Below are 22,726 nucleotides of genomic sequence, written 5' to 3'. Positions count from 1 at the left end.
GTAGGTGAGTACGATGGCATTATGGCGATCGACTTTTATTGTCAGTGCAATGACGATGTTGTCACGAGTGTTAGGGTTAGTGCGTGACGTCGTATTGCTCAACGTGTTTGGTGCGGGTAAAGATTTCGATACCTTCGTCGTCGCTTTTCGTATTCCCAACTTCTTTCGACGATTATTTGCCGAAGGTGCCTTTTCTCAGGCCTTTATTCCAGTATTAACTGAATATAAAACAGGCCGAGCACACGCTGAAGTTCAGATTTTGATTAGTCGGGTATTTGGCTGCTTGTTAACAGTCATGACCTTACTTACTTTTGTGGCTATGGTTTTAGCCCCTGCAATCATCTATATGTATGCCCCAGGTTTCCATAGTGATCCTGAAAAGTTCGATTTAGCCGTCAGTATGTTCCGTCTGACCATCCCTTATTTATTGTTTATGTCGCTGACTGCTTTTGCCAGCAGTATTTTAAATAGTTATGGATCGTTTGCTTCACCAGCTTTTTCACCAGTTTTGCTGAATGTAGCGATGATTGCAGGCGCATGGTGGCTTACGCCGTATATGGCTGAACCGATCAAAGCATTAGGTTGGTCAGTGGTTGTGGCAGGAGTGTTGCAGTTAGCTTTGCAGATTCCAGAATTATGGCGTAAAAATCTACTGATTCCACCTAAAGTTGATTTTAAACACGAAGGTGTAGAACGTATTTTAAAATTAATGCTGCCAGCATTATTTGGGGTATCTGTTACGCAGATTAACCTGTTATTAAATACGATTTGGGCCTCTTTCATGCAAGATGGTTCAGTGTCTTGGCTCTACAGTGCAGAGCGTATGACTGAATTGCCGTTAGGTTTAATTGGCGTTGCGATTGGTACAGTGATTTTACCTTCACTTTCTGCCCGTCATGCAGAACAAGATCAAGCAAAGTTCCGCGGTATGATCGACTGGGCTGCAAAAATTATTGTATTAGTTGGCTTACCGGCAAGTATTGCCTTATTTATGCTTTCTACACCGATTATTCAGGCATTATTCCAGCGTGGCGAATTTGACCCACGGGATACACAAATGACAGCTCTAGCACTGCAATGTATGAGTGCAGGCGTGATTTCGTTTATGCTGATTAAAGTCTTTGCACCTGGTTTTTATGCACAGCAAGATACCAAAACACCAGTACGTGTCGGTTTAATGTCAGTCGCAGCGAATGCTATTTTAAACGTTGTATTTATTGGTTTCTTTAAGCTGATTGATTGGCAGGCAGAGCATATGGCACTTGCTTTGGCATCTTCAGGCTCGGCTTTAGTAAATGCGGGTCTACTCTACTTCTATTTACATAAACGTAATATTTTCCGATTTGATTCGCATTGGAAAAAATTAGGACTTCAATATGGTTTGGCTAACCTTGCCATGATTGCAGCACTTTGGTTTGCGTTAAATTGGTACAACGGTGAACTTTCACAGTGGTTACGTGTTGCCGAAGTGGTTGGATTATGTGTCGTCGGTGTAGTTGCTTATCTGGTTGCTCTCGGGGTTACAGGTTTTCGTCCTAGAGACTTAAAACACTAAAAATAAAAAAGCGATCTTAACTGATCGCTTTTTTTATATCTAATGAATTTATTTCGGTAAAACTTGCAGTAATTCAATATCAAAAATTAAAGTACTATTTGGGCCAATCGTGTCACCAGCCCCGACTTCACCATAAGCAAGATTCGCAGGAATAAAGAAACGAGTCTTTCCGCCTTCTTTCATGGTTTGCAGACCTTCTGTCCAGCCTGCAATCACTTGACTGAGCTGAAACTCAACTGGATGATTACGGGCAATAGAACTATCAAATACCGTCCCGTCGAGTAAACGACCTTCATAATTCACTTTAACACGAGATGTAGCTTTCGGCTTTTGACCATTACCTTCTTTTAATACTTGGTATTGAAGACCAGATTTAGTCGTGATTACACCTGATTTTTTTGCATTGTCAGCAAGAAATGCTGTACCTGCTTGGGCATTCTGTTGACCTGTTTTTTGAAATTCGACGAGTTGTTTGGCTTCTAAGGTTTTCTTATAGTCATTAATCGCTTTTGCCATTTCTTCATCAGTTAGGCGTGCTGTTTTACTTTGTGCGCCTTCTTGAAGACCTTGGTAAAAAGTATCAAGATTTAGATCTGTTAATGCATCAGTATTATTACGACCCATCAAATAGCCATAACTATAGCTAAATTGTTCTTTTGCTGGGCTTTTATTCGTTATAGGAGTTGCAGCAAGAACAGATAAACTCATTGTTGATGTTGCAATAATTAGACCAATTTTTTTCATGCCGTTTTCCAAAAAAAAGGAGAGTAGCGTTCTACTCTCCTGAATGTTTTTATTTCACTGAAATGAGTTCTACATCAAAAATCAGTGTACTGTTTGCTGGAATGCCAGGAACTTCCTGAGGGCCATAGGCAAGATTTGATGGAATGAAGAACGTCGCTTTACCGCCTTCTTTCATCAATTGAAGTCCTTCAGTCCAGCCTGGAATAACCTGATTGAGTGGAAACTCAACTGGCTCACCGCGTTTATAAGAACTATCAAAAACCTGACCATTAATTAAACGGCCTTCGTAATGTACTTTAACTATAGATTGCGCAGTGGGTTGTTTACCTGTGCCTTCTTTAGTAATGATATATTGCAAGCCAGACGCCGTAGTTTTTACGCCAGCTTTTGTTTTATTTTCTGCAAGGAATTGAGCATCGGCAGACTCAGGAGCAGCACCAGCAGCTTGTTCTGGTTTATTCTGTTGCTGCATTTTTTGCTGTAATTCTTTTTCATAAGCGGTTACAGCAGCTTTTAACTCTTCTTGAGTGTAAGCACTTGGCTGCTTGCTGCGAGCATCATGAATCCCTTTCACAAATGCTTTTGTATCTAGCTCAGGTGGAGTTTGTTGAGCAACTTCATACCCAAGAACATAACTGATTTTTTCAATTGGAGAGGCATTTTTATTTGCCTTGCTTCCGACTTCTGTGGTCGGATGTTGGCTTGCATAATATACTGGTACAAGTGCAGCACCGCCTAAAACTACAGCGACAGCAATGGGTAAGGCTTTACTCATAAAAGGTTCCAAAAATAATCATTTGAGTCTAAAAAGGCTGCTTTTGATCTTAGCATGCTTAAGCATAGAATGTTTAAGAAAAAAAACGAGTGGTTTTTTATATATTTTAGTTAGTTTTAGTAGGGATATACTTAAAAAAATCTTAAATAAAAAAACCGGATCACTTGATCCGGTTTTTTTATGACTTTACGTTTAATCTTCTTTTTGTGCTTTATATGCGTAAGCGTAGTTATAACCGTAACCATAACCCGCGCTAGCACGTTGAATGTCATTGAGAATAAAGCCGTTGACTTTGACACCCGCTTGTTCAAAGCGATTAAGTGTTAATTCAAGCTCTTTCATTTGTGACTTAGCATAACGAGCTACAATTAAGTTCACACCAGTGTATTGCGAAATAATAATACCATCGGTTACTGCGAGTACTGGTGGAGTGTCAATAATGATGTGGTCATATTGACTTTGTAGCTGTTCAAGTAATTCTTTAAATTGGTTTGAGCTTAAAATTTCTGAAGGATTTGTTGGGCTCTTACCACGTGTAATCACATCAAGGTTAGCAACTTGAGTTTTGTGAAGTGCCTGTTGAAGATCAGCTTGCCCACTCAATAATTCAGAAAGACCTGGCTTTACATCAACATCAAAGTATTTGTGCATATAACCACGACGCATATCGGCATCAATCAGTAACACACGCTTATCACCTTGCGCAAAAATTGTTGCAAGGTTAGTCGAAATAAAGGATTTACCTACTTCTGGTGACGGGCCTGCAATCATAATGATATTATTTTTCGCACTCGCCAATGCAAAGTGAATCGCAGTACGGATACTACGTAAGCTCTCAATTGCAATATCATCACTATTTTTAACTGCAAGAATAGGAATACTCTTCTTCTTCTTTAAAATCTTGATACGACTTTCTTGAATTGGTGAGCGTGGTACGGTTGCATAGACTGGTAAATCCAATTCATTTTCAATTTGTCCAGAATCCTTAATCCCTGTACGTAACATATTACGTAATAAAGCCAGTAATATCCCAATAAATGCACCGATAAATATTGATAAAATAAGGATAAGGGGTTTTTGTGGTTTAATTGGAGCAACAGGTTCAACAGCAGTGTCTACAATGCGAACATTTCCAATTTCACCGGCTTTAGCAATTCGAAGTTGTTGATAAGAGTTAAGCAGGGCTGTATAAAGCTGAGTCTTAACTTCTACTTCACGATAAAGCTGTAAATATTGACGTTGTACATCGGGTAATTGTTTTAAGGTATTATTTAATTCACCAATTTGTTTATTAATAGCAGTAATCTGTCCATTAATTTCACGCATTACAGGATGTTCAATAGTATATTTTGCCGCCATTTCGGCTTGCTTCTGCTCAAGCTCAGATTTTTTAGTTTCTAAAGTAATGCTTTGAGTTAAATAGAGCTCTGATTCTTTAGTCACATCCACAGTGTTGTACTGTTGACGGAATTTATTAAATTGACGCTCAGCATCATCAAGTTGTTTTTTTAGATCTGGAAGCTGTTCATCCAAAAACTTTAAAGTCTGAGCAGATTCAGCCGAACGGCGTTCAATATTTTGTGCACTATAAGTTGCTAAAATTGCATTGAGTACCTTAGTAATATGTTCTTTATCTTGACCTTGATAGCTTAAGCCTAGAACACCTGTAAGTTTACCTCGCTCACCAACTGAATAGTTTGAACTTATAGCATTTACAGATGCTGGTAAAGAAAGATTTCTGATATTATAAGTTGCGTCAAATTGATCTTTTGTAAAAATAGCGACTTTCCAAGTTCCATGTGGAGCAGTAACTTGATTTAACTGGTTAAGTGGTACTGTTAAAACATTTTGCTCAGTATTAGGGTCAGTCAAGCGTAAAGATTGTTTATCAAAATTAAGAAGTAAATTTTTATCTAAATAAAATGCTGGAACGTCAAATTCACGAATTTCAAAACTTTTTTGGCTATCTTTAAATAAAACTGAATTTTTAGTGTATTCAGTTTTATATTCCGTATCGCTTAATAAGCGATGGGTAAATGTATTTTCTGTGCTGGAAACTTGTATATTCAGATGTAAGTCTTTAATGACCGAACCCAAAACCAGACGGGACTTTAAAATTTCAATTTCGGCTTGAGCTGGCGATTTTTGCTCAATCATTTGTGATAAATCACCTAAAAGTGCAGCAGAGGCTCCTTTGCTGTCTTCAACTTGAACCAAAGCATCAACCGAATAGGTGTCAGGTGTTACACGTAAATAGAGTAGTGCACATACAAGGCTTAAAATAATGCAAAGAGCGATAAGTTTCCACTGAGCAATCAGTGAAAAGAATAATTCCTTTAAATCAATGGTGTCTTCGGTATTAGTATTTTGGTTCATAAGTTTAAAATCTTGGCGTTAAATATAAGGTTTCCAGTCATCAATACATTGCTGTATGAGTTGGCAAGTTTCATCAAAAATAGCTTGGTCGTGCTGGTAGGGATCAGGCACATTTTTGCTTTGCCAATGCCCTAAGCGATAAGTTTTACCTTTTGCAAAGGGCCAAGTCTGTTCAATATGTTTTTGCTGATTTTGACTCATCACTAAAATCAGGTCAGCTCTCTTAATATGTTCTGCGCTAAGTTTACGTGCAACATGTGGTTGCATATCAATACCTAATCGTTGCATACAAAGTCGGGCTTTTTCATCAGCTTGATGACCGATAAGCCCCGAAATACCGGCAGACTCAATATTTAACTGAGGATATTTCTGTTTTAAAAAATACTCAGCCATAGGGCTACGGCAGATATTTCCAATACAGACGACTAAAATATTTTTAAACTGCATAATATTACTGTCCCAAACGGTCTATGTTATATAACGCACTTGAGAAAGGAATAATTTGGTTGACAACACGTTGCCAACGAGTTAAGCCAGTCGAATCAACGTAGACAATATCATTACTACGTAGTCTAAACTGATTAGCTAACCCAAAATCACCAATACTCATTAAGTTTAAATGATAGAGTTCAGTTGTTCGGTCATTTGGATTGGTGCGTAACACATAAATTCGACTCGCACTAGCAGATAAAGGGTTTAAGCCTAAACTTTCACCTAATGCATCACTTAGAGTCATACCTTGGTCACGCATTGCTAATGCTTGGTTTTTCCCAGACTCACCCATAACGTAAATCTTTTGATTTTCGCGGGTGCTGACATAAATGGTATCGTTTGGTTGAACTAATAATTTATGTAATGAAAAACCTGCTTTTTCTAAGTCTATAGTATTTAGATTATAGGTTTGGCCATTTCGAATGAGTTGAATATAAGTATTATCACCCTTATCACTGACACCGCCAGCAAGACCCAGAGCTGCATAGACACTAACAGGTTGGTCACTTAAGTAGAACTGACCACCCTTTATGACGCTGCCCTGAACAGAGAAACGCTGGCCTTCATATGATAATACACGTACCACCACGTCAGGATTTTTTAAGAAGCGGGCAAGTTGGCTATGTAACTCACGGTTCACTTGAGCAAGAGTTTTACCAGCTGCTTTATAGCGACCAACTAGAGGAAACTGAATATAGCCATTTTGGTCAATAGGGTATCCACTCGCTTGAACAGACTGTTCATTGCTAACACTAATTTGAGGTGTAATTTCAGGGTAGGCCCAAAGTTGGATAGAAAGCACATCACCTGAGCTTAAGCGGTATATGGGGTGTTGATTTTTAAATAAAGCTGCATAGCTACGTTGATAGTCAACTTGAGCAGGTTGAATTGCAGGTAGTGTTTCTTGAGAGATTTTAACAACATTAACAGTAGTTCCAAGGTCAGTTTTATAAACGCCTTCATTTGGAATATCGTAAGTTTGTAAACCGGAAGTAACCGCACAGCTGGCAGCACTCAAACTTAAGGCAAGAACAGAAAAAAACTGGCAATACTTCACACGCAACCCTTTGTGTATTTATCTTTAATTGATATTGTCCACTGCATAGTAACAAGTGTCTATTAAACGCAGGATGAATGGATTTTAGCTGAAAAGAAATGAAAAAACACCGAAAAATCGTATAGCTTTGTATGTTTAGTTTATCTACAAGCTAAATTTCACAAAGTAATAAGGGGGAAATATTAAACCTATAGGCTTTCAATTTTCTTCCAATACGGTAGATAGAATGCTTGTAAACACATTTATACAATTAGCTTACGGGTGTCTTGAAAAATCTGCTATAGTACGCTCCGTTATATATGCTCAAAGCATTGCTATATATAGATACAAACTTTAGAAAAGGCTTTCTTAATATGCAAATTGCCAATTTGAAAATAGCAATCATTGGTTTAGGTTATGTAGGCTTGCCATTGGCAGTTGAATTTGGGAAGAAAGTACCGGTAGTTGGTTTCGATATTTATCAGAAACGTATAGATGAACTTAAAAGTGGGCATGACCATACATTAGAAGTTTCTTCAGAAGAATTAAAAGATTCAACTCAATTGAACTATACAACAGATTTAGAGGATTTAAAAAACTGTAACTTTTTTATTGTCACTGTTCCAACACCAATTGATGATTTTAAACAGCCAAACTTAACTCCTTTAATTAAGGCATCGACTAGTATTGGTCAGGTACTAAAAAAAGGCGATGTGGTGGTTTATGAGTCGACCGTATATCCAGGTGCTACAGAAGAAGTTTGTATACCAGTTTTGGAAAAAGTGTCAGGTTTAAAATTTAATCAAGACTTTTTCGCAGGCTATAGTCCAGAGCGTATTAACCCTGGTGATAAGTTGCATCGAGTAACCAATATTTTGAAAATTACTTCGGGTTCAACGCCAGAAACTGCTGATTATGTTGATGAAGTTTATAACTTAATTATTGAGGCAGGAACTCATAAGGCACCTAACATTAAGGTTGCAGAAGCAGCCAAAGTCATTGAGAACACGCAGCGTGATGTTAATATTGCTCTCATTAATGAGTTAGCCCTTATTTTTAATAAATTGGGTATAGATACAGAAGATGTACTTAAGGCTGCAGGGACAAAGTGGAACTTCTTACCTTTTCGACCGGGCCTAGTTGGTGGACATTGTATTGGAGTAGATCCTTATTACTTAACTCACAAGGCTGAGTCTATTGGGTTACACCCTGAAATTATTCTGGCTGCTCGACGTTTAAATGACAGAATGGGTGAATACGTTGCAACTCAGCTTATTAAAGAGATGGTAAAACAACGTATACAAGTTGTTGGCGCACGCATTTTGGTGATGGGATTGAGTTTTAAAGAAAACTGCCCAGATATTCGTAATACAAAAATTGTTGATTTTATACAAGCATTAAAAGAATATGATTTAGATCTAGATATCTACGATCCTTGGGTAGATGATACAGAAGTTCAACAGGAATATGGATTAGCGCCAGTTAAAGAATTAAGCCAAGGTGTGTATGATGCGATCGTTATTGCGGTTGCACATAATCAATTTCAAGCAATGTCTGCGGAAGCATTTCATGCTTTAGGTAAAGATAAGCATGTACTTTATGATTTGAAATACGTATTAGCACAGAATCAAGTAAACATAAGATTGTAAAATAGGGTTTATAATGTCAGATTTAATTAATTTATTTAAAGAGTTTTCTGAAAAGAAACAAGGTAATATTTATTATTATGCGAATAATGGTAATGCTGGTGATGCATTAATTAATATGGGATTTTATGCGCTAGCAAAAAAATATAATTTAAATTTTACACCAATATCATTTGATGAGGTTGCCAAGGTAAAACAAGGTGATACCGTTATGATTGCTGGTGGTGGGGCTTTGGTACCAGAGTGGGGCGCTACAACTGACTTTCTAACACAATTGAATAACCAAAAGGTAAAAGTTGTGATTTTACCCCATTCAATTAGGGAGGTAGATGACGTAATTTCAAATCTCACCGAAGGTAGTATTATATTCTGCCGTGAAAAGTATAGTTATGATTATTGTATAAAAAAGTCAAATGCATCAAAAATTTTTTTAGAAGATGATATAGCTTTTTTCTGTGATATTTCTGAAATAAAATCATCTAAAAATGAAATGCAGGTTTTTTCGAGTAAAAATATAATTCGGAAGTTCATATTCACATATCATAATGTTATTTCAAAATTTAAGAAAACAATATATGCAACAAGAGTGGACAAGGAACAGAGTGCCACAGTAGATGTTCCTAGAGTGCTTGTTAATGATTTATCGATAGTGGCTAGTTTTGGCTCATCTAATTATGATCAATCGTTATATAGCGCTAGAAAATTCCTGGAATTAATCGATTTGTATGATGAGGTTTATACCGATAGACTTCATGTTTCTATTGGTGCAGCCTTGTTAAATAAAAAAGTTAAAATTTATAATAATGGATATTATAAATGTAAGGGCGTTTACGAGCAAAGCATGAAGAAAATGGAAAATGTGAGTTTCATCGAGTAAATGAAAAAATCAATTTTTCTATTTGGTTTAAAAATTATAGGGGCCATTCTGTCATTGGTTTTGGGAATGGTCATCTCTAGAATTTATGGTGTAGAAATATTTGGTTTATTTGGATTGATATTAACTTGGTCTAATATCTTCTCAATAATTGGGTGTTGGGGCGGAAATGTAAAAATAATAGAAAAGAGATATAAAATTATACCTCAAGAACAAATTTTATTTTTTATTTTTGGTGCTTTTCTTGCTACTTTAATTGGTTGTATATTTTTTGATTATAAATATAACTTGTGGTATGTAGGGTTAATAGTATTTCCACTCTCTTTTTTTATATTCAAATCATCTATTTTAATGCTGCATAATAGGCAATATGCAAATTCTGTGATAGATGATTTTTTGAAGTACTTTTTACCTTTAATTTTTGTACTCTTTTTTTATTTTCTTGTTAATTATAATGAGTTTTTTTTAGTTTATATTTCTTCTATATTTTTTCTTTTTATATCTTCTTTGTTCATTGTTTTTTCTAGTTTTAAGTTATATAAGGATGAAAAAAAAGAAAGTTTATTTAGTTACGTAAAATATGGGTGGGTTCCCACTTGTTCAGCATTGTTAATTCTATTAAATGCACAGTTTGATCGGATCATTTTATCTAATATTGTGAGTGATAAATCATTAGGTTATTATACTATCGCACAAAGTTTTACTGCTCTAATAACTTATATAAGTGTATCTGTAATGGTTGTTATTACTCCTAATTTAGTTAAATTTTATCAGGAAAAAGAATTTATAGCGTTACATCATTTATCAAGGAAGTATTCTCTTTTTCTCTTTGCTGTTAGTGCAGTAATATTCATATTAACAGTAGTGTTTGGTAAATTATTTTTTTCCCTATATGGGGTTACTAGTCAGGATGGCTATTTGTCATTGTTAATACTTTTATTTGGTGTTGTTTTATCACAGATTTTTGGTTTTGGTATGACAATTGCTGCATATACTGAAGATAAAAGTAAATTATTATCCTTTCAAATTATAGTTTTTTTAACGATTTCGATTTGTTGCTATTTTATGTCCGTAAAATGGGGGATATTGGGCGCAGCAATTTCAACTGCTAGCGGCTATATTTTAATGAAATTTATATTATGGCTGTATTACAAGCGCAAAAGTATTAACGTTGGTTTAATTTAGTTTAAAGGAGCCATTAGTGAAGATTGGTATTTCATTAAAACAAAATGCATACACTCCTGAAGCTTATGCTTATCAAGAATATCTTATTGCGAGAGGGCATAGTATACAATTAGATTATGAGCATTTGTTAGATAATAATAATGATATCAATATATATTTTATGGGCGTTAGACCTTTTTGGAAAAAAAAACTAATTAAAGCCATAGAAGTTCATGAATATCAAAGTTTATCTACTCCTCCTTATGCTATCTTAAAAGATATAGTTAAAAAGACTATTAATAGCAAGCCATCAGGTAGAATTTTCCTTAATGAAGAGGTTGAGAATACTCTACAATTTAAAGATAGTATTCCTTCTATTAGGAGAGATATGGGGGTGGATGAAGCTTTATATCAACAAAAATCTGATAACCCCATTTATGATATAGTATATTGTGGTTCTATTTTGGGTCGCCAAGGCTTAGTTGAAGCAATAATTCAACTTGCTAATTTGGATTTAAAAATATTGATTATTGGTACAGTTACTTCTGAGATAGAACAAATTTTCAAATTATCTCAGAAAAATATAACCTTACTAGGGCGTGTTGAAAGAAGTGAGCTACCAAAGCTTTATAGAGAGTGTCGCTTTGGACTTAACTTTACACCTGATATATATCCATTCAATATTCAGACCAGTACAAAAACTTTAGAATATTTAGCTTCAGGCTTAAGTGTTATTTCTAATAAATATCAATGGATTGAAGAGTTTGCACTTAATCATGATTATCAACCAATCTGGTTGGAGTCTATTTCTTCTAAAGATGATCTTATTTCTAATATAAATAACGATGTGCAAGTTGATATGCATATCTATAAATGGGGTAATATATTAGAAAACTCTGGTTTTGAAAATTTTCTCTTAAAGTTGGTTTGATACATGAATAAACTAAAAGTTAGTAATCAAGCTATATTTATTTCGATTTTTATTGTACTTTTTACAAAGATACTTTTATTTTTATTGTTTGAAACTGATTATTTAATACTTCCTATTGGTGGAGGGAGTGATGCTGATTATTATGATGCTTTTGCTAAAGGATATGAAGATTATACAACCTCTTTATGGCCTATTTTTTTAAAATTTCTTTCTGATTCTGGTTTTTACTCTAGATCTATAATATCTTATGTAATATTTGGTATCCATTTATTTTTACTTCCTTTTTTGACTACAGTAGTTGCAAATTTAAAGTTTAATAAAAACCAAAAAGAATATTTTTATTGTATATTGTTAATGCTCATATATCCTACTTTGTTTTTCTATTCTATGGATATATATCGTGATACTGTTATGTTATTAATATTCCTTTTGGGGTGCTTAACGGTTAGAAAATATATAAATACGAATGAAGTTATAATAAAAATATTCTTTTTTATTTTGTCTATAGTTTTTCTATTTTTGCTTTATGGTTTTAGACCATATCTAGGTTTCGGGTTTTTGATGGCTTTAATTTTTTGGAGAATTAAATTAAATGCTAAGAAAACCATATTTCTTGGATTTTTTTATTTATTAATTTTGTTTATTTTAAATTTTTATGGATATCTTGATCCACTAACAAAATATAGAGAAGGTTTTACTGAAAATGCTGATGTTAGTTCAGGCTCTACTTTGGGAATTGACTTCTCTGATCCTGTAATGTTTGTACCTAACTTTATTTTAAGTATTCTAGGCCAATTATTTGGATTGTTTTTTGTAAATCCTTTATCTGTACTATTATGGATTATCGAGAGTTTGCCTTTTATTTTTATGTTTTTCTATATTATTAAAAATATTAGATATGCTAATGCTTTTATACGATTTTTATTAGTTTTTTTTGTGGCTTATGGCAGCGTCTGGTTAATTGGTAACGATAATCTTGGCACAGCCGTTAGATTGAGAATGTTTAATTATATTGTTGTCTATATATGTTTTTTCTTATTACTGGGTGAGAAACATAAGCAATTATTCTCGAAAAAATGAGGTTGGTATGAAAAAAATAGCATTAATAGGAACAGTCGCTTCAAGCTTTTATGGTTTCCGTGCCGACCTTATAAAGAGTTTAATAGACAATAAATATCAGGTGTATGCTTTTGCTACAGATTATGATGATATCTCTTCACAACGAATCCAAAGCTTGGGCGCTATCCCTGTTCCTTATGAGCTAAATAGAGGTGGCTTAAATCCACTAGCTGATTTAATAGCTACCTATCGCTTAGCTAAGAAAATAGGTGAAGTCTCGCCAGAAATCGTTTTTTCATATTTTACGAAGCCTGTTATTTTTGGAACTTTAGCAGCTAAATTAGCAAAAGTGCCGCGTCGTATTGGTATGTTAGAAGGTTTAGGGTATACCTTTACTGACCAACCCGAAGGGCTTGCCCCTAAAACTAAACTGATACGAAATATTCAGATTTTTTTATATAAAATAGCTTTTCCACATTTAGACCATTTAATCTTTTTAAACCCGGATGATCCAATAGATTTATTGAAAAATCATTCTTTATCAGTAAAGAATGTCAGTGTTTTAGGCGGAATAGGTTTAGATTTAAAAGCATATCCATATAAGCCAGTAGCCAATCTAAATGCTATAAAAACTAGGTTTTTATTTATAGGCCGATTGCTGAAAGAAAAAGGTATCCATGAATTTGTAGCTGCGGCTAAATTAGTAAAAGAAAAGTATCCTAAGACTATATTTACAGTATTAGGAGCAGTTGATAAAAGTAATTTAGGTGCATTATCCGAAGATGAATTACACAATCTTATAAAATCAGGAGTTATAGAGTACCCTGGGCATGTAGATAATATTCAGGAATGGATCGCGAATAGTGACGTTTTTGTTTTGCCTTCCTATCGGGAGGGAGTACCAAGAAGTACGCAAGAAGCTATGGCAATTGGTCGAGCGGTAATTACTACAGATGTTCCAGGCTGCCGTGAGACGGTGATAAATGGAGTTAATGGTTTTATCGTACCGCGATGGGACCCTGAAAAGTTAGCTGAGAAAATGATTTACTTTATTGAGCATCCTGAAAAGATTCAAATAATGGGTAAAGCTAGTTATGAAATAGCAATCGAAAAATTTGATGCTAATAAAGTAAATCAAAAACTGATAGATATTTTAGGGCTGTAAAATGTTGAAACGTTTATTTGATATCATTATTGCTTCTATAGCATTAATTTTGCTCTCGCCATTATATTTCTATGTTGCATATAAGGTGAAAAAAAACTTAGGCTCGCCAGTATTGTTTCGCCAAGTTCGCCCAGGTTTACATGGGAAGCCGTTTGAAATGATTAAATTTCGAACAATGAAAGATGCAACAGATGCACAGGGTAATCCTTTACCAGACAGTGAGCGCCTAACGCCATTTGGTAAAATGCTTCGTTCTACCAGTTTGGATGAAATGCCTGAGCTTTGGAACGTGATTAAAGGTGATATGAGTATTGTTGGCCCACGACCTTTACTGATGGAGTACTTGCCGCTTTATAATAAAGAACAGGCCAAGCGTCATGATGTACGTCCAGGAATGACTGGTCATGCTCAGGTGAATGGACGTAATGCAATTGGCTGGGAAGAAAAGTTTAAACTTGATACGTGGTACGTTGAAAATAGATCGCTTTGGTTAGACTTTAAAATTATGCTACAAACCGTTAAAAAAGTAATCGCTAAAGATGATATTAATGAAGCGGGTGAAGCGACGATGACCAAGTTTACAGGTTCAAAGTCGGAAGCAGATAAATGAGTAACCATATCTATGCGATTTATGGTGCTTCAGGTTGTGGTCGCAGTCTGATGCCTGTTGCAAGACAACAGCTCCAACGTCAGGGTATTGCAGCAGAAATTTATTTTATTGATGATAGTTTACAAGAAGAAAAGATAGTAAACGGACATACAGCTGTGAACTATCAAACTTTTAAATCAATAGAATGTTCTAATAAGTATGTATTAATTGCTATTGCGAATAGTCAAATTCGTGAAAAAATTGCCAATCAGTTGATTGCTGATGGTATTAAACTTTGGTCCGTACACGCTGATAATTCAATAATTATGGATAACGTTGAAATCAGTGAAGGGGCAGCCTTAAGTCCTTTCGTTTCAATTACATCAAATATAAAAATCGGTAAATGTTTTCATGCTAATTTATACAGTTATGTTGAGCATGACTGTGTGATTGGTGACTACGTTACATTTGCTCCAGGCGTTAAATGTAATGGTAACATTCATATTGAAGATCATGCTTATATAGGTGCTGGAGCCGTCATTAAACAAGGTACACCTGACAAGCCTTTAGTAATTGGTAAAGGTGCTGTTGTTGGTATGGGTGCTGTAGTGACTAAAAGTGTACCAGCTGGTGTAACAGTTGTCGGCAACCCAGCCAGAATTTTAGAAAGAAAGTAAGAAGTATTTTTTTATTAGGAAATCATAATGTTAAACACTGCATTTGAACCATGGCCAAGTTTTACTACAGAAGAAGCTGACGCAGTCAAAAATGTATTACTATCAAATAAAGTAAATTATTGGACCGGTCAAGAATGTAGAATTTTTGAAAAAGAATTTGCCGAGTTTTCTGGTACAAAATATGCGGTAGCTTTGGCAAATGGAACTGTTGCGTTGGATGTTGCATTAAAAGCTTTAGATATTGGTGCAGGTGATGATGTTATTGTGACGTCTCGTACTTTTCTTGCTTCAGCAAGCTCCATTGTAACGGCGGGAGCTAATCCTGTTTTCGCAGATGTAGAGTTGGATTCTCAGAATATTTCACGACGTACGATTGAAGCCGTAATTACACCCAATACTAAAGCGATTATTTGTGTACATTTGGCCGGTTGGATGTGCGATATGGATCCGATTATGCAACTTGCTACTGAGCGCGGCATCTATGTTATTGAAGATTGCGCACAGGCTCATGGTGCAAAATATAAAGGAAAAGCTGCTGGGTCAATCGGTCATATTTCTGCTTGGTCTTTTTGTCAAGATAAAATTATGACAACTGGTGGTGAGGGCGGTATGGTCACCACAAATGATGAAGAGCTTTGGAAAAAAATGTGGTCTTATAAAGATCATGGTAAAAGCTATGACAGTATTTATAATAAACAACATCCTCCAGGTTTCCGCTGGTTGCATGACTCATTTGGTACTAACTGGCGCATGATGGAAATGCAAGCAGTTATTGGTCGAATTCAGTTAACACGTATGACTGAATGGACACAAAAGCGTACTGAAAATGCAGAAAAGATTTTAAAAGCGTTTGAAAATTCTCCTTACTTTAACGTTCATATCGCTTCAGATGATTATGTTCATGCGTATTATAAATGTTATGCGCAAGTGAATTTAGAGGCATTACCAGAGGGTTGGTCTCGTGATCGTATAATGCAAGAAATTAATGCGCAAGGCGTCCCTTGCTTTAGTGGCTCTTGTTCAGAAGTTTATTTAGAGCATGCATTTGATGGTACACCATGGCGTCCAGAAAAACGTTTGGAAAATGCGCAGCAATTAGGTGAAACAAGCTTAATGTTTTTGGTGCATCCGACTTTGAGTCCAGACAGTATAGAAAAAACAATTCTTGCAATTAATGCCGTTAGTAGAGCTATACAGTCATAAAAATGTGAAGCTATTCACATAGCTTTCTTTTGAATTATGATCTGATTTAAAGTTATGTAACCGCTGCGTAAATTTTATTTCTAGTTATATGAGAAATGAGTATAAATATCGCACGGTTACTAGAACGATTAGAAGAGTATTGTGAAAAAGATTATTTATCAGTTTGCGTCTGCCCCAAGACTCACCAAACAATGTTTTTTGGTTCTTGTAGACCTTTTTGCGTTTCCTGTTATTTTGTGGCTATGTTATGCCATTCGACTGTTTGATTTAGGTGCTGAAGTTATCCCAGGGATTAACTATGGAGTAGCGATCGTTACTATCGTTGCTATTTTAAGTTTAATGGTAACTGGGGTATATCGCTTTATTGTTCGTACTTTTAACGAAGCCTTTATTGCAAAATTAGCACTTGCTGTTGCACTGATGGTGGTTGTTTTATATAGCCTAAATGCATTCTCGGCAGCTTTTGTTCCAACATCAATTCCATTGATGTTTGGTTTCTTAATGTTTAGTTGGGTTTGGTGTAGCCGTGCATTTATCCGATTTATTGTAAAGTCTGCATTACTCACAGGGGAAGAGAGAAAGCGTATCGCAATTTATGGTGCAGGTGATGCTGGTCAGCAAATTGCAGCTGTGCTTTATCGTTCTGGCAACCATTTACCTGTCTTCTTCATTGATGATAATAGTTCTTTGCAAGACCATATGGTTGGTGGTTTAAAGGTACTATCTTTAGAAAAAGCTTTACAACGGTTTGAAAAATATAAAACTGATGAAATTTTATTAGCATTGCCTTCAGTAGGTCGCGTACGTAAAAGTGAAATTATCCAACAGTTAGAGCCCGCACATCTTAAAATTACGGAACTTCCTGGCCTTACTCAGCTGGTTGATGGTGAACTAAAAGTTGCTGATATTCGTGAAGTAGACATTGTTGATTTATTGGGACGTGACCCAGTACCACCTGTAGATCATCTACTTGCAAAAAATATTCATAATAAAATCGTAATGGTAACAGGTGCCGGTGGTTCTATTGGCTCGGAGTTATGTCGACAAATTATTAAAAATCAACCTAAAATGTTGATCATTTATGAAATTACAGAATTTGCTCTTTACAGCATAGATAGAGAATTACGTCTAAGCGCTCAATGTGAAATTGTTCCAATTTTAGGTACTGTTCAGGATCAACAAAAATTAGAGCGTATTATTGAGCAATATAGCGTACAGACTGTTTATCATGCCGCTGCCTATAAACATGTACCTTTAGTAGAATGTAACCCTATTGCTGGCCTCAAGAACAATGCGATTGGAACAGCGAATAGTTTAAATGCAGCTGTGAAAAAGGGTGTTGAGACCTTCGTTCTAATTTCGACCGATAAAGCAGTACGCCCAACCAATGTTATGGGTGCATCAAAACGCATGGCTGAGCTTTATTGTCAGGCAATGGCTGAAGCTCAAAAGCAAACTCAAATTAGTATTGTACGTTTTGGTAATGTATTAGGGTCTTCAGGCTCTGTAGTTCCCTTATTTAAAAATCAGATTGCAAAAGGTGGTCCTATTACTGTGACCCATCCAGATGTAACACGCTACTTCATGACGATTCCTGAAGCATCTCAGTTAGTTATTCAAGCTGGTGCCCTAGGTAAAGGTGGAGATGTCTTTTTACTTGATATGGGCGAACCTGTCCGTATTCAGGATTTAGCTCGCCAAATGATTTCTTTAAGTGGTTTAACTGTGCGTGAACATGATTCAGAGCAAGGGGATATCGCAATTCACTACAGTGGATTACGCCCAGGTGAAAAACTTTATGAAGAATTATTAATTGATCAAGAAAATACTGAATATACCGAGCACAGTAGAATTCTTCGATCATTTGAAAAGTTTTATCCTCTTACAGAGATTCAAGAGGTTTTTGAGCGGGTTAATAATATGACTGCTGTTCAAAAAGATATTGATTGGGCTCTTTGTCAACTCGAACACTATGTCGATGGGTATAAACGTAGCAAAGATATTATGGTTAATTAGATTATAAATATCAGTTATTATCTAAATAGTTTGAGAGGCACATATGGCTAAAATTCTAGTCACTGGTGGTGCAGGTTATATTGGTTCACACACATGTGTTGAGCTTTTGCAGGCTGGTCATGAAGTTATCGTTTTTGATAACCTTTCGAATAGTTCAGAAGAATCTCTAAATAGAGTTCAAGATATCGCTCAAAAAAGTTTAACTTTTGTGCAGGGCGATATTCGTAATGCAGATGAGCTTGATCGTGTTTTTCAGAGTCATTCAATTGACGCTGTGATCCACTTCGCGGGTTTAAAAGCCGTAGGTGAAAGCCAAGAAAAACCGCTCATTTATTTTGATAATAATATTGCGGGTAGCATTCAACTGGTTAACTCGATGGAAAAGGCTGGTGTTTATACACTTGTATTTAGCTCCTCTGCAACGGTGTATGACGAAGCCAATATATCGCCATTAAATGAAGACATGCCAACAGGTATGCCAAGTAACAACTATGGTTATACTAAGTTGATTGTTGAACAATTATTGCAAAAGTTGTCAGCGTCTAATCCAGAGTGGTCAATTGCATTGCTTCGTTATTTTAATCCAGTAGGTGCACATAAGAGTGGGCGTATTGGTGAAGATCCACAAGGTATTCCAAATAATTTAATGCCGTATGTGACTCAAGTTGCTGTGGGCCGCCGTGAAAAATTGTCCATTTATGGCAATGACTATGACACAGTAGATGGCACTGGTGTACGTGATTATATTCATGTGGTTGACTTAGCGAATGCGCATTTGTGTGCTCTAAATAACCGTTTACAGTCGAAGGGTTGCCGAGCATGGAATATCGGTACAGGTAATGGTTCATCTGTTTTGCAAGTTAAAGATACCTTTCAACAAGTTAATGGCATACCTGTAGCCTTTGAGTTTGTAGCACGTCGAGCTGGCGATGTTGCGACTTCTTTTTCAGACAATCGCCGTGCAGTTACAGAGTTGGGTTGGCAACCGCAACATAGTTTAGAGGATATGCTTGCTGATAGTTGGAATTGGCAGAAAAAAAATCCTAATGGATATAAGGTAGAATAAACCTATATTGATAAATTGAAGTAATAGGGGAAACCCTATTACTTCAATTTTATTTATTTTTCTGAAACCTTTTTAAAGAGTGGAATTAATTGGTCCGCACCATAAATACTAAGATGATCATCATCAAAATATAAAGGCATACCGTCTTTATCAGGATAACAATAATTATTATCACAGAAAAAATTAGCTGTTTCTAAAATTTTGACACCACATTTTTCAGCTGCTTCATTTTGCGCCTCATAAGATAACTTACTACGTTGCATATATTGAGCTCTTAGGATTTTCATTCTTGTCTGTGAATGAATAATGGCTTTATGTGCTAAAGTTTTCGGAACATTAGATGGAAACTCAGGAACAGGACGTGTAACAAAAACTTCATTCTTTTTTGAAATCTTACATAGAGTATCAACATAAGCTATTTTCATAGCATTATAATATTCTTGATTATATGCTTGGAATGGACGATCTATATATCTAATAGGCTTTGTTAAATCATTGTCCCCATCTGGAGCACCGTGGAACAGCACATTGATTCGATTAATTATTAGAATCGGAGTATTAGGATGTTGATCTAGTTTATTTATAAATTTTGATATAACTAAGCCACATTTAAAATTTGGGCTATTTAATTTTTTAATATGCTCCACTGTAGGGCAGCCTGAATAGGTCCAATCTAATACTGAAGAGTTTATTGGAAGTGATTTTTCAACTGATCTAATCATTGCTGCTGCGTGACTATCTCCTATTACAATTAACTTAACAGGCCCATTGCCATACTTGCATTCAGGAACTTTTATACCTTCTTCTATATGGCACTTCTGCATTAAAGGGTTTCTATTATTAGATTGTTGGGCTATGTTGTTGATTTTTTGTGGTAATCGATTTGGCATTCCATCTTTTACGAAAAAAGCTATGAATATCGCCATAGGAACTGAAATATAGATTAATGTACTAATATAGTTTAAGTAAACTTTTTGTTTTGAAAGCCATTTTCTTGTTGGGGTTTCAATAAATTTAAAAGATAGCCATCCACAAGTAATTGATAATATAATGGATAATATTATATATATTATTTCATGCGATTTTTCTATGTATGATAAGTAAAATACAATAGGCCAATGCCATAAATAGATAGAGTAGGAGGTATTTCCTAAAAATTGTACAATTCTATTATTTGTTAAAATAGAATTATTCTTAGATGCTAATAAAATTAAAAGAGTTCCTAAGACAGGCAAAACTGCATTATAACTAGGCCAAGCAGTTTTTCCTGAAAAAAATATAACAGAAATAACTATTAAAAAAAATCCAAAAATCTCAATTATTGTTTGTTTAGAAGATGAAAAAACTTTGTTTTGAAAGAATAAGTATAACAATCCACCAGTCATCATTTCCCAAGCGCGCGTTGGTAGTAGAAAGAATGCAGCGGTTGGATTGGATTTTGTTATTAAAATTGATAATAAAAATGATATTAATAATATTACTAGAAATATTAACCTCAAAACCAATTTATTTTTTGTTAATAAGGTTATTATAAATATAATTATAGGAAGTAGAATATAAAATTGCCACTCAACAGATAAAGACCAAGTATGTAATAGTAATTTTTCATGAGAGTCAGTATTAAAATAACCAGATTCTCTAAAATACTGAATATTTGAGAGGAAGCTTAAACTAGTGGCTGCATGTTTACCATAGTCTTTTAGTTCTTGAGGGGTTAAAGTAAACCATCCTATTATTCCAATAATCAAGCATAAGGCGACTAGGGGTGGAATAATTCTATTTGCACGAGATATATAAAATTTTAAAAAATTAAAAGTCTTTTTTTCAAGGCCAGATACGATAATTTGAGTCATTAAAAAACCTGAAATGACGAAAAAAATATCCACACCGATGAAACCACCGGAAAAGCCTATTACTCCAAAATGGAAAAGTACAACTAATGCTACGGCATAAGCTCGTAGTCCATTGATATCGTATCTAAAGTTGGTATTCATAAAAAAGCTAAGTCAAGGTATCGTCCGCATTATTATATGTACTTAGAAGAATGATTTAGTATATTTTTATATCTGTTTGACTTCTTAAAATCATTAAAAACAATTGATATTATTTAATACATATGATACCAAATTTTGAGAATATAGAAGAGTATTATTGCTTGATTTTTTCTATTATATATTTGATTCTAAAAGTAATTAATTCTGTAGATGGAGGGGGTTGAGAGGTGTTTTAAGAGAAATGCATCAAGAATTATGCTATAGTAGACACATGCTGAATGCTTCTTAATTATTTGAATAGCTTTCAGCTAGCATAAATTATCATTTTTAAATTACTATAGACAAAATAAGTCCTGCCCAACAAAGTATTGATAGGGCGTTATGTTAACGTAGTAAAGATATTATGGTTAATTAGAGAGTGAATCTGTGATTAAAAAGGCAGTTTTACCTGTAGCTGGATTAGGTACACGTTTTTTACCAGCAAGTAAGTCAATTCCCAAAGAAATGGTCACAGTGGTAGATCGCCCTGCAATTGAATATGTAGTGCGTGAAGCTGTAGAGGCTGGAATTGAGCAAATTATTTTGGTAACTCATTCATCTAAGGCATCAATTGAAAATTATTTTGATCGAAACTTTGAACTAGAAACGACTCTAGAGCAAAAGAAAAAGTTCGATTTACTTGAAGAAATTACACAGATTATTCCATCTCATGTGACTGTGGTAAGTGTAAGGCAGCCTCAACCTTTGGGTTTGGGGCATGCTGTTTTATGTGCAAAAAGTATTGTTGGGCAAGATGATTTTGCTGTGTTATTGCCAGATGTATTGGTTCAAGATAACTCAGGGAAAAATGATCTATCGCGTATGATTTCACGCTATGAAGCAAGTCAAGCTGCTCAAATCATGGTTGAGGCAGTACCAGATCATCTTGTAGATCAATATGGAATTGTTGATGTGAAGCAGAGCCCGAATGAGGGTGAAAGTATTGCTATGCAGGGAATTATCGAAAAGCCTGCTATAGGTTCTGCGCCTTCTAATTTATCCGTGGTGGGGCGTTATATTTTACCTGCTAAGATTATGCAGCTTTTGGAAAATACACCCAAAGGTGCGGGCAATGAAATACAGTTAACTGATGCTATTGCGATGCTTCAAGAAACTGATACCGTTGAAGCCTACCGGATGCAAGGCCAAACTTTTGACTGTGGCAGCAAGCTTGGCTATTTGAAAGCTGTACTACATTATGGTGTTGCACACCCTAAGTTAGGATTGGAATTTAAACAGCTGATTCAAGAACTTAAATTATAAAGTTTTGTAGTTCTGCTTAAGCATTTGTAAAAACTACTGAATATAGTAGCTGAGCAGTATAT

19 protein-coding genes are annotated in these 22,726 nt (G+C 35.2%); 13 read left to right on the top strand and 6 right to left on the bottom strand.

Annotated elements, in window-relative coordinates; translation table 11 throughout:
• Positions 1–4: 4 nt before the first annotated feature.
• Positions 5–1,555: a murein biosynthesis integral membrane protein MurJ gene (gene murJ / locus ACLBWE_RS16435; RefSeq protein ID WP_447604026.1), complete on the top strand. Its 1,551-nt coding sequence runs from the start codon at positions 5–7 to the stop codon at positions 1,553–1,555.
• Between the two features lie 48 nt (positions 1,556–1,603).
• On the opposite strand, the gene ACLBWE_RS16430 is transcribed toward murJ, so the two are convergent.
• The 5 genes from ACLBWE_RS16430 to ACLBWE_RS16410 all read right to left on the bottom strand — a co-directional run bounded on the left by ACLBWE_RS16430 (position 1,604) and on the right by ACLBWE_RS16410 (position 6,999).
• Positions 1,604–2,299: an FKBP-type peptidyl-prolyl cis-trans isomerase gene (locus tag ACLBWE_RS16430; RefSeq protein ID WP_447604025.1), complete on the bottom strand. Its 696-nt coding sequence runs from the start codon at positions 2,297–2,299 to the stop codon at positions 1,604–1,606.
• Positions 2,300–2,348: 49 nt separating this feature from the next.
• The gene (locus ACLBWE_RS16425; RefSeq protein WP_003656168.1) at positions 2,349–3,074 is read right to left on the bottom strand and encodes an FKBP-type peptidyl-prolyl cis-trans isomerase; all 726 of its coding nucleotides are present in this window, start codon (positions 3,072–3,074) and stop codon (positions 2,349–2,351) included.
• 192 nt (positions 3,075–3,266) lie between these two features.
• The gene (locus ACLBWE_RS16420) at positions 3,267–5,450 is read right to left on the bottom strand and encodes a polysaccharide biosynthesis tyrosine autokinase (protein WP_447604024.1); all 2,184 of its coding nucleotides are present in this window, start codon (positions 5,448–5,450) and stop codon (positions 3,267–3,269) included.
• 18 nt (positions 5,451–5,468) lie between these two features.
• Positions 5,469–5,897 carry a low molecular weight protein-tyrosine-phosphatase gene (locus ACLBWE_RS16415; RefSeq protein ID WP_447604023.1) on the bottom strand — a complete coding sequence of 143 codons (429 nt, stop codon included), beginning with the start codon at positions 5,895–5,897 and terminating at the stop codon, positions 5,469–5,471.
• Between the two features lie 4 nt (positions 5,898–5,901).
• Positions 5,902–6,999 (bottom strand): polysaccharide biosynthesis/export family protein, encoded by a 1,098-nt coding sequence (locus ACLBWE_RS16410; protein ID WP_447604022.1) that lies wholly within the window; start codon positions 6,997–6,999, stop codon positions 5,902–5,904.
• Positions 7,000–7,352: 353 nt separating this feature from the next.
• On the opposite strand from ACLBWE_RS16410, the gene tviB reads away from it, so the two are divergent.
• The 11 genes from tviB to galE all read left to right on the top strand — a co-directional run bounded on the left by tviB (position 7,353) and on the right by galE (position 19,368).
• Positions 7,353–8,627: a Vi polysaccharide biosynthesis UDP-N-acetylglucosamine C-6 dehydrogenase TviB gene (gene tviB, locus ACLBWE_RS16405; RefSeq protein WP_447604021.1), complete on the top strand. Its 1,275-nt coding sequence runs from the start codon at positions 7,353–7,355 to the stop codon at positions 8,625–8,627.
• 13 nt (positions 8,628–8,640) lie between these two features.
• On the top strand, positions 8,641–9,501 hold the full coding sequence (locus tag ACLBWE_RS16400; RefSeq protein WP_447604020.1) for a polysaccharide pyruvyl transferase family protein: 861 nt from the start codon (positions 8,641–8,643) through the stop codon (positions 9,499–9,501).
• Positions 9,502–10,683, top strand: coding sequence for a lipopolysaccharide biosynthesis protein (locus tag ACLBWE_RS16395; RefSeq protein WP_447604019.1), 1,182 nt, complete (start codon positions 9,502–9,504; stop codon positions 10,681–10,683).
• A gap of 16 nt (positions 10,684–10,699) precedes the next feature.
• Positions 10,700–11,593, top strand: coding sequence for a glycosyltransferase (locus ACLBWE_RS16390; protein ID WP_447604018.1), 894 nt, complete (start codon positions 10,700–10,702; stop codon positions 11,591–11,593).
• A gap of 3 nt (positions 11,594–11,596) precedes the next feature.
• Positions 11,597–12,673: a hypothetical protein gene (locus tag ACLBWE_RS16385; RefSeq protein ID WP_447604017.1), complete on the top strand. Its 1,077-nt coding sequence runs from the start codon at positions 11,597–11,599 to the stop codon at positions 12,671–12,673.
• Positions 12,674–12,680: 7 nt separating this feature from the next.
• On the top strand, positions 12,681–13,817 hold the full coding sequence (locus ACLBWE_RS16380) for a glycosyltransferase family 4 protein (RefSeq protein WP_447604016.1): 1,137 nt from the start codon (positions 12,681–12,683) through the stop codon (positions 13,815–13,817).
• Between the two features lies 1 nt (position 13,818).
• Complete coding sequence (locus ACLBWE_RS16375) at positions 13,819–14,427, top strand: sugar transferase (RefSeq protein WP_111856295.1); 609 nt, start codon at positions 13,819–13,821, stop codon at positions 14,425–14,427.
• On the top strand, positions 14,424–15,083 hold the full coding sequence (locus tag ACLBWE_RS16370; RefSeq protein WP_447604015.1) for a NeuD/PglB/VioB family sugar acetyltransferase: 660 nt from the start codon (positions 14,424–14,426) through the stop codon (positions 15,081–15,083). The genes ACLBWE_RS16375 and ACLBWE_RS16370 overlap by 4 nt, the downstream gene beginning before the upstream one ends.
• A 27-nt stretch (positions 15,084–15,110) precedes the next feature.
• A complete protein-coding gene (locus tag ACLBWE_RS16365; protein ID WP_447604014.1) occupies positions 15,111–16,286 on the top strand; it encodes a DegT/DnrJ/EryC1/StrS family aminotransferase in 1,176 nt (391 codons plus the stop codon).
• 141 nt (positions 16,287–16,427) lie between these two features.
• Positions 16,428–18,302, top strand: a complete 1,875-nt coding sequence (locus tag ACLBWE_RS16360) for a polysaccharide biosynthesis protein (protein WP_270903648.1) — start codon at positions 16,428–16,430, stop codon at positions 18,300–18,302.
• Between the two features lie 43 nt (positions 18,303–18,345).
• Positions 18,346–19,368, top strand: a complete 1,023-nt coding sequence (gene galE / locus ACLBWE_RS16355) for a UDP-glucose 4-epimerase GalE (protein WP_447604013.1) — start codon at positions 18,346–18,348, stop codon at positions 19,366–19,368.
• 53 nt (positions 19,369–19,421) lie between these two features.
• Here the strand turns inward: galE and ACLBWE_RS16350 are convergent, their stop codons facing one another.
• Positions 19,422–21,362 (bottom strand): acyltransferase family protein, encoded by a 1,941-nt coding sequence (locus tag ACLBWE_RS16350; RefSeq protein WP_447604012.1) that lies wholly within the window; start codon positions 21,360–21,362, stop codon positions 19,422–19,424.
• A gap of 426 nt (positions 21,363–21,788) precedes the next feature.
• On the opposite strand from ACLBWE_RS16350, the gene galU reads away from it, so the two are divergent.
• A complete protein-coding gene (gene galU, locus ACLBWE_RS16345) occupies positions 21,789–22,664 on the top strand; it encodes a UTP--glucose-1-phosphate uridylyltransferase GalU (RefSeq protein ID WP_424614384.1) in 876 nt (291 codons plus the stop codon).
• Positions 22,665–22,726 lie beyond the last annotated feature (62 nt).

The sequence above is a fragment of the Acinetobacter sp. M5A5_2a genome, from assembly GCF_053345265.1.
Note: the sequence above shows the minus strand (reverse complement) of the source record. Positions and strands in the feature narration are given on the sequence as shown.

Excerpts from the sequence above, each read along its gene's own strand:
- ACLBWE_RS16380 (WP_447604016.1), top strand. The coding sequence starts at position 12,681 with ATGAAAAAAATAGCATTAATAGGAACAGTCGCTTCAAGCTTTTATGGT.
- ACLBWE_RS16430 (WP_447604025.1), bottom strand. The coding sequence starts at position 2,299 with ATGAAAAAAATTGGTCTAATTATTGCAACATCAACAATGAGTTTATCT.
- ACLBWE_RS16375 (WP_111856295.1), top strand. The coding sequence starts at position 13,819 with ATGTTGAAACGTTTATTTGATATCATTATTGCTTCTATAGCATTAATT.
- galE (WP_447604013.1), top strand. The coding sequence starts at position 18,346 with ATGGCTAAAATTCTAGTCACTGGTGGTGCAGGTTATATTGGTTCACAC.
- tviB (WP_447604021.1), top strand. The coding sequence starts at position 7,353 with ATGCAAATTGCCAATTTGAAAATAGCAATCATTGGTTTAGGTTATGTA.
- ACLBWE_RS16350 (WP_447604012.1), bottom strand. The coding sequence starts at position 21,362 with ATGAATACCAACTTTAGATACGATATCAATGGACTACGAGCTTATGCC.
- ACLBWE_RS16395 (WP_447604019.1), top strand. The coding sequence starts at position 9,502 with ATGAAAAAATCAATTTTTCTATTTGGTTTAAAAATTATAGGGGCCATT.
- ACLBWE_RS16370 (WP_447604015.1), top strand. The coding sequence starts at position 14,424 with ATGAGTAACCATATCTATGCGATTTATGGTGCTTCAGGTTGTGGTCGC.
- ACLBWE_RS16400 (WP_447604020.1), top strand. The coding sequence starts at position 8,641 with ATGTCAGATTTAATTAATTTATTTAAAGAGTTTTCTGAAAAGAAACAA.
- ACLBWE_RS16385 (WP_447604017.1), top strand. The coding sequence starts at position 11,597 with ATGAATAAACTAAAAGTTAGTAATCAAGCTATATTTATTTCGATTTTT.
- ACLBWE_RS16415 (WP_447604023.1), bottom strand. The coding sequence starts at position 5,897 with ATGCAGTTTAAAAATATTTTAGTCGTCTGTATTGGAAATATCTGCCGT.
- ACLBWE_RS16365 (WP_447604014.1), top strand. The coding sequence starts at position 15,111 with ATGTTAAACACTGCATTTGAACCATGGCCAAGTTTTACTACAGAAGAA.
- ACLBWE_RS16425 (WP_003656168.1), bottom strand. The coding sequence starts at position 3,074 with ATGAGTAAAGCCTTACCCATTGCTGTCGCTGTAGTTTTAGGCGGTGCT.
- ACLBWE_RS16420 (WP_447604024.1), bottom strand. The coding sequence starts at position 5,450 with ATGAACCAAAATACTAATACCGAAGACACCATTGATTTAAAGGAATTA.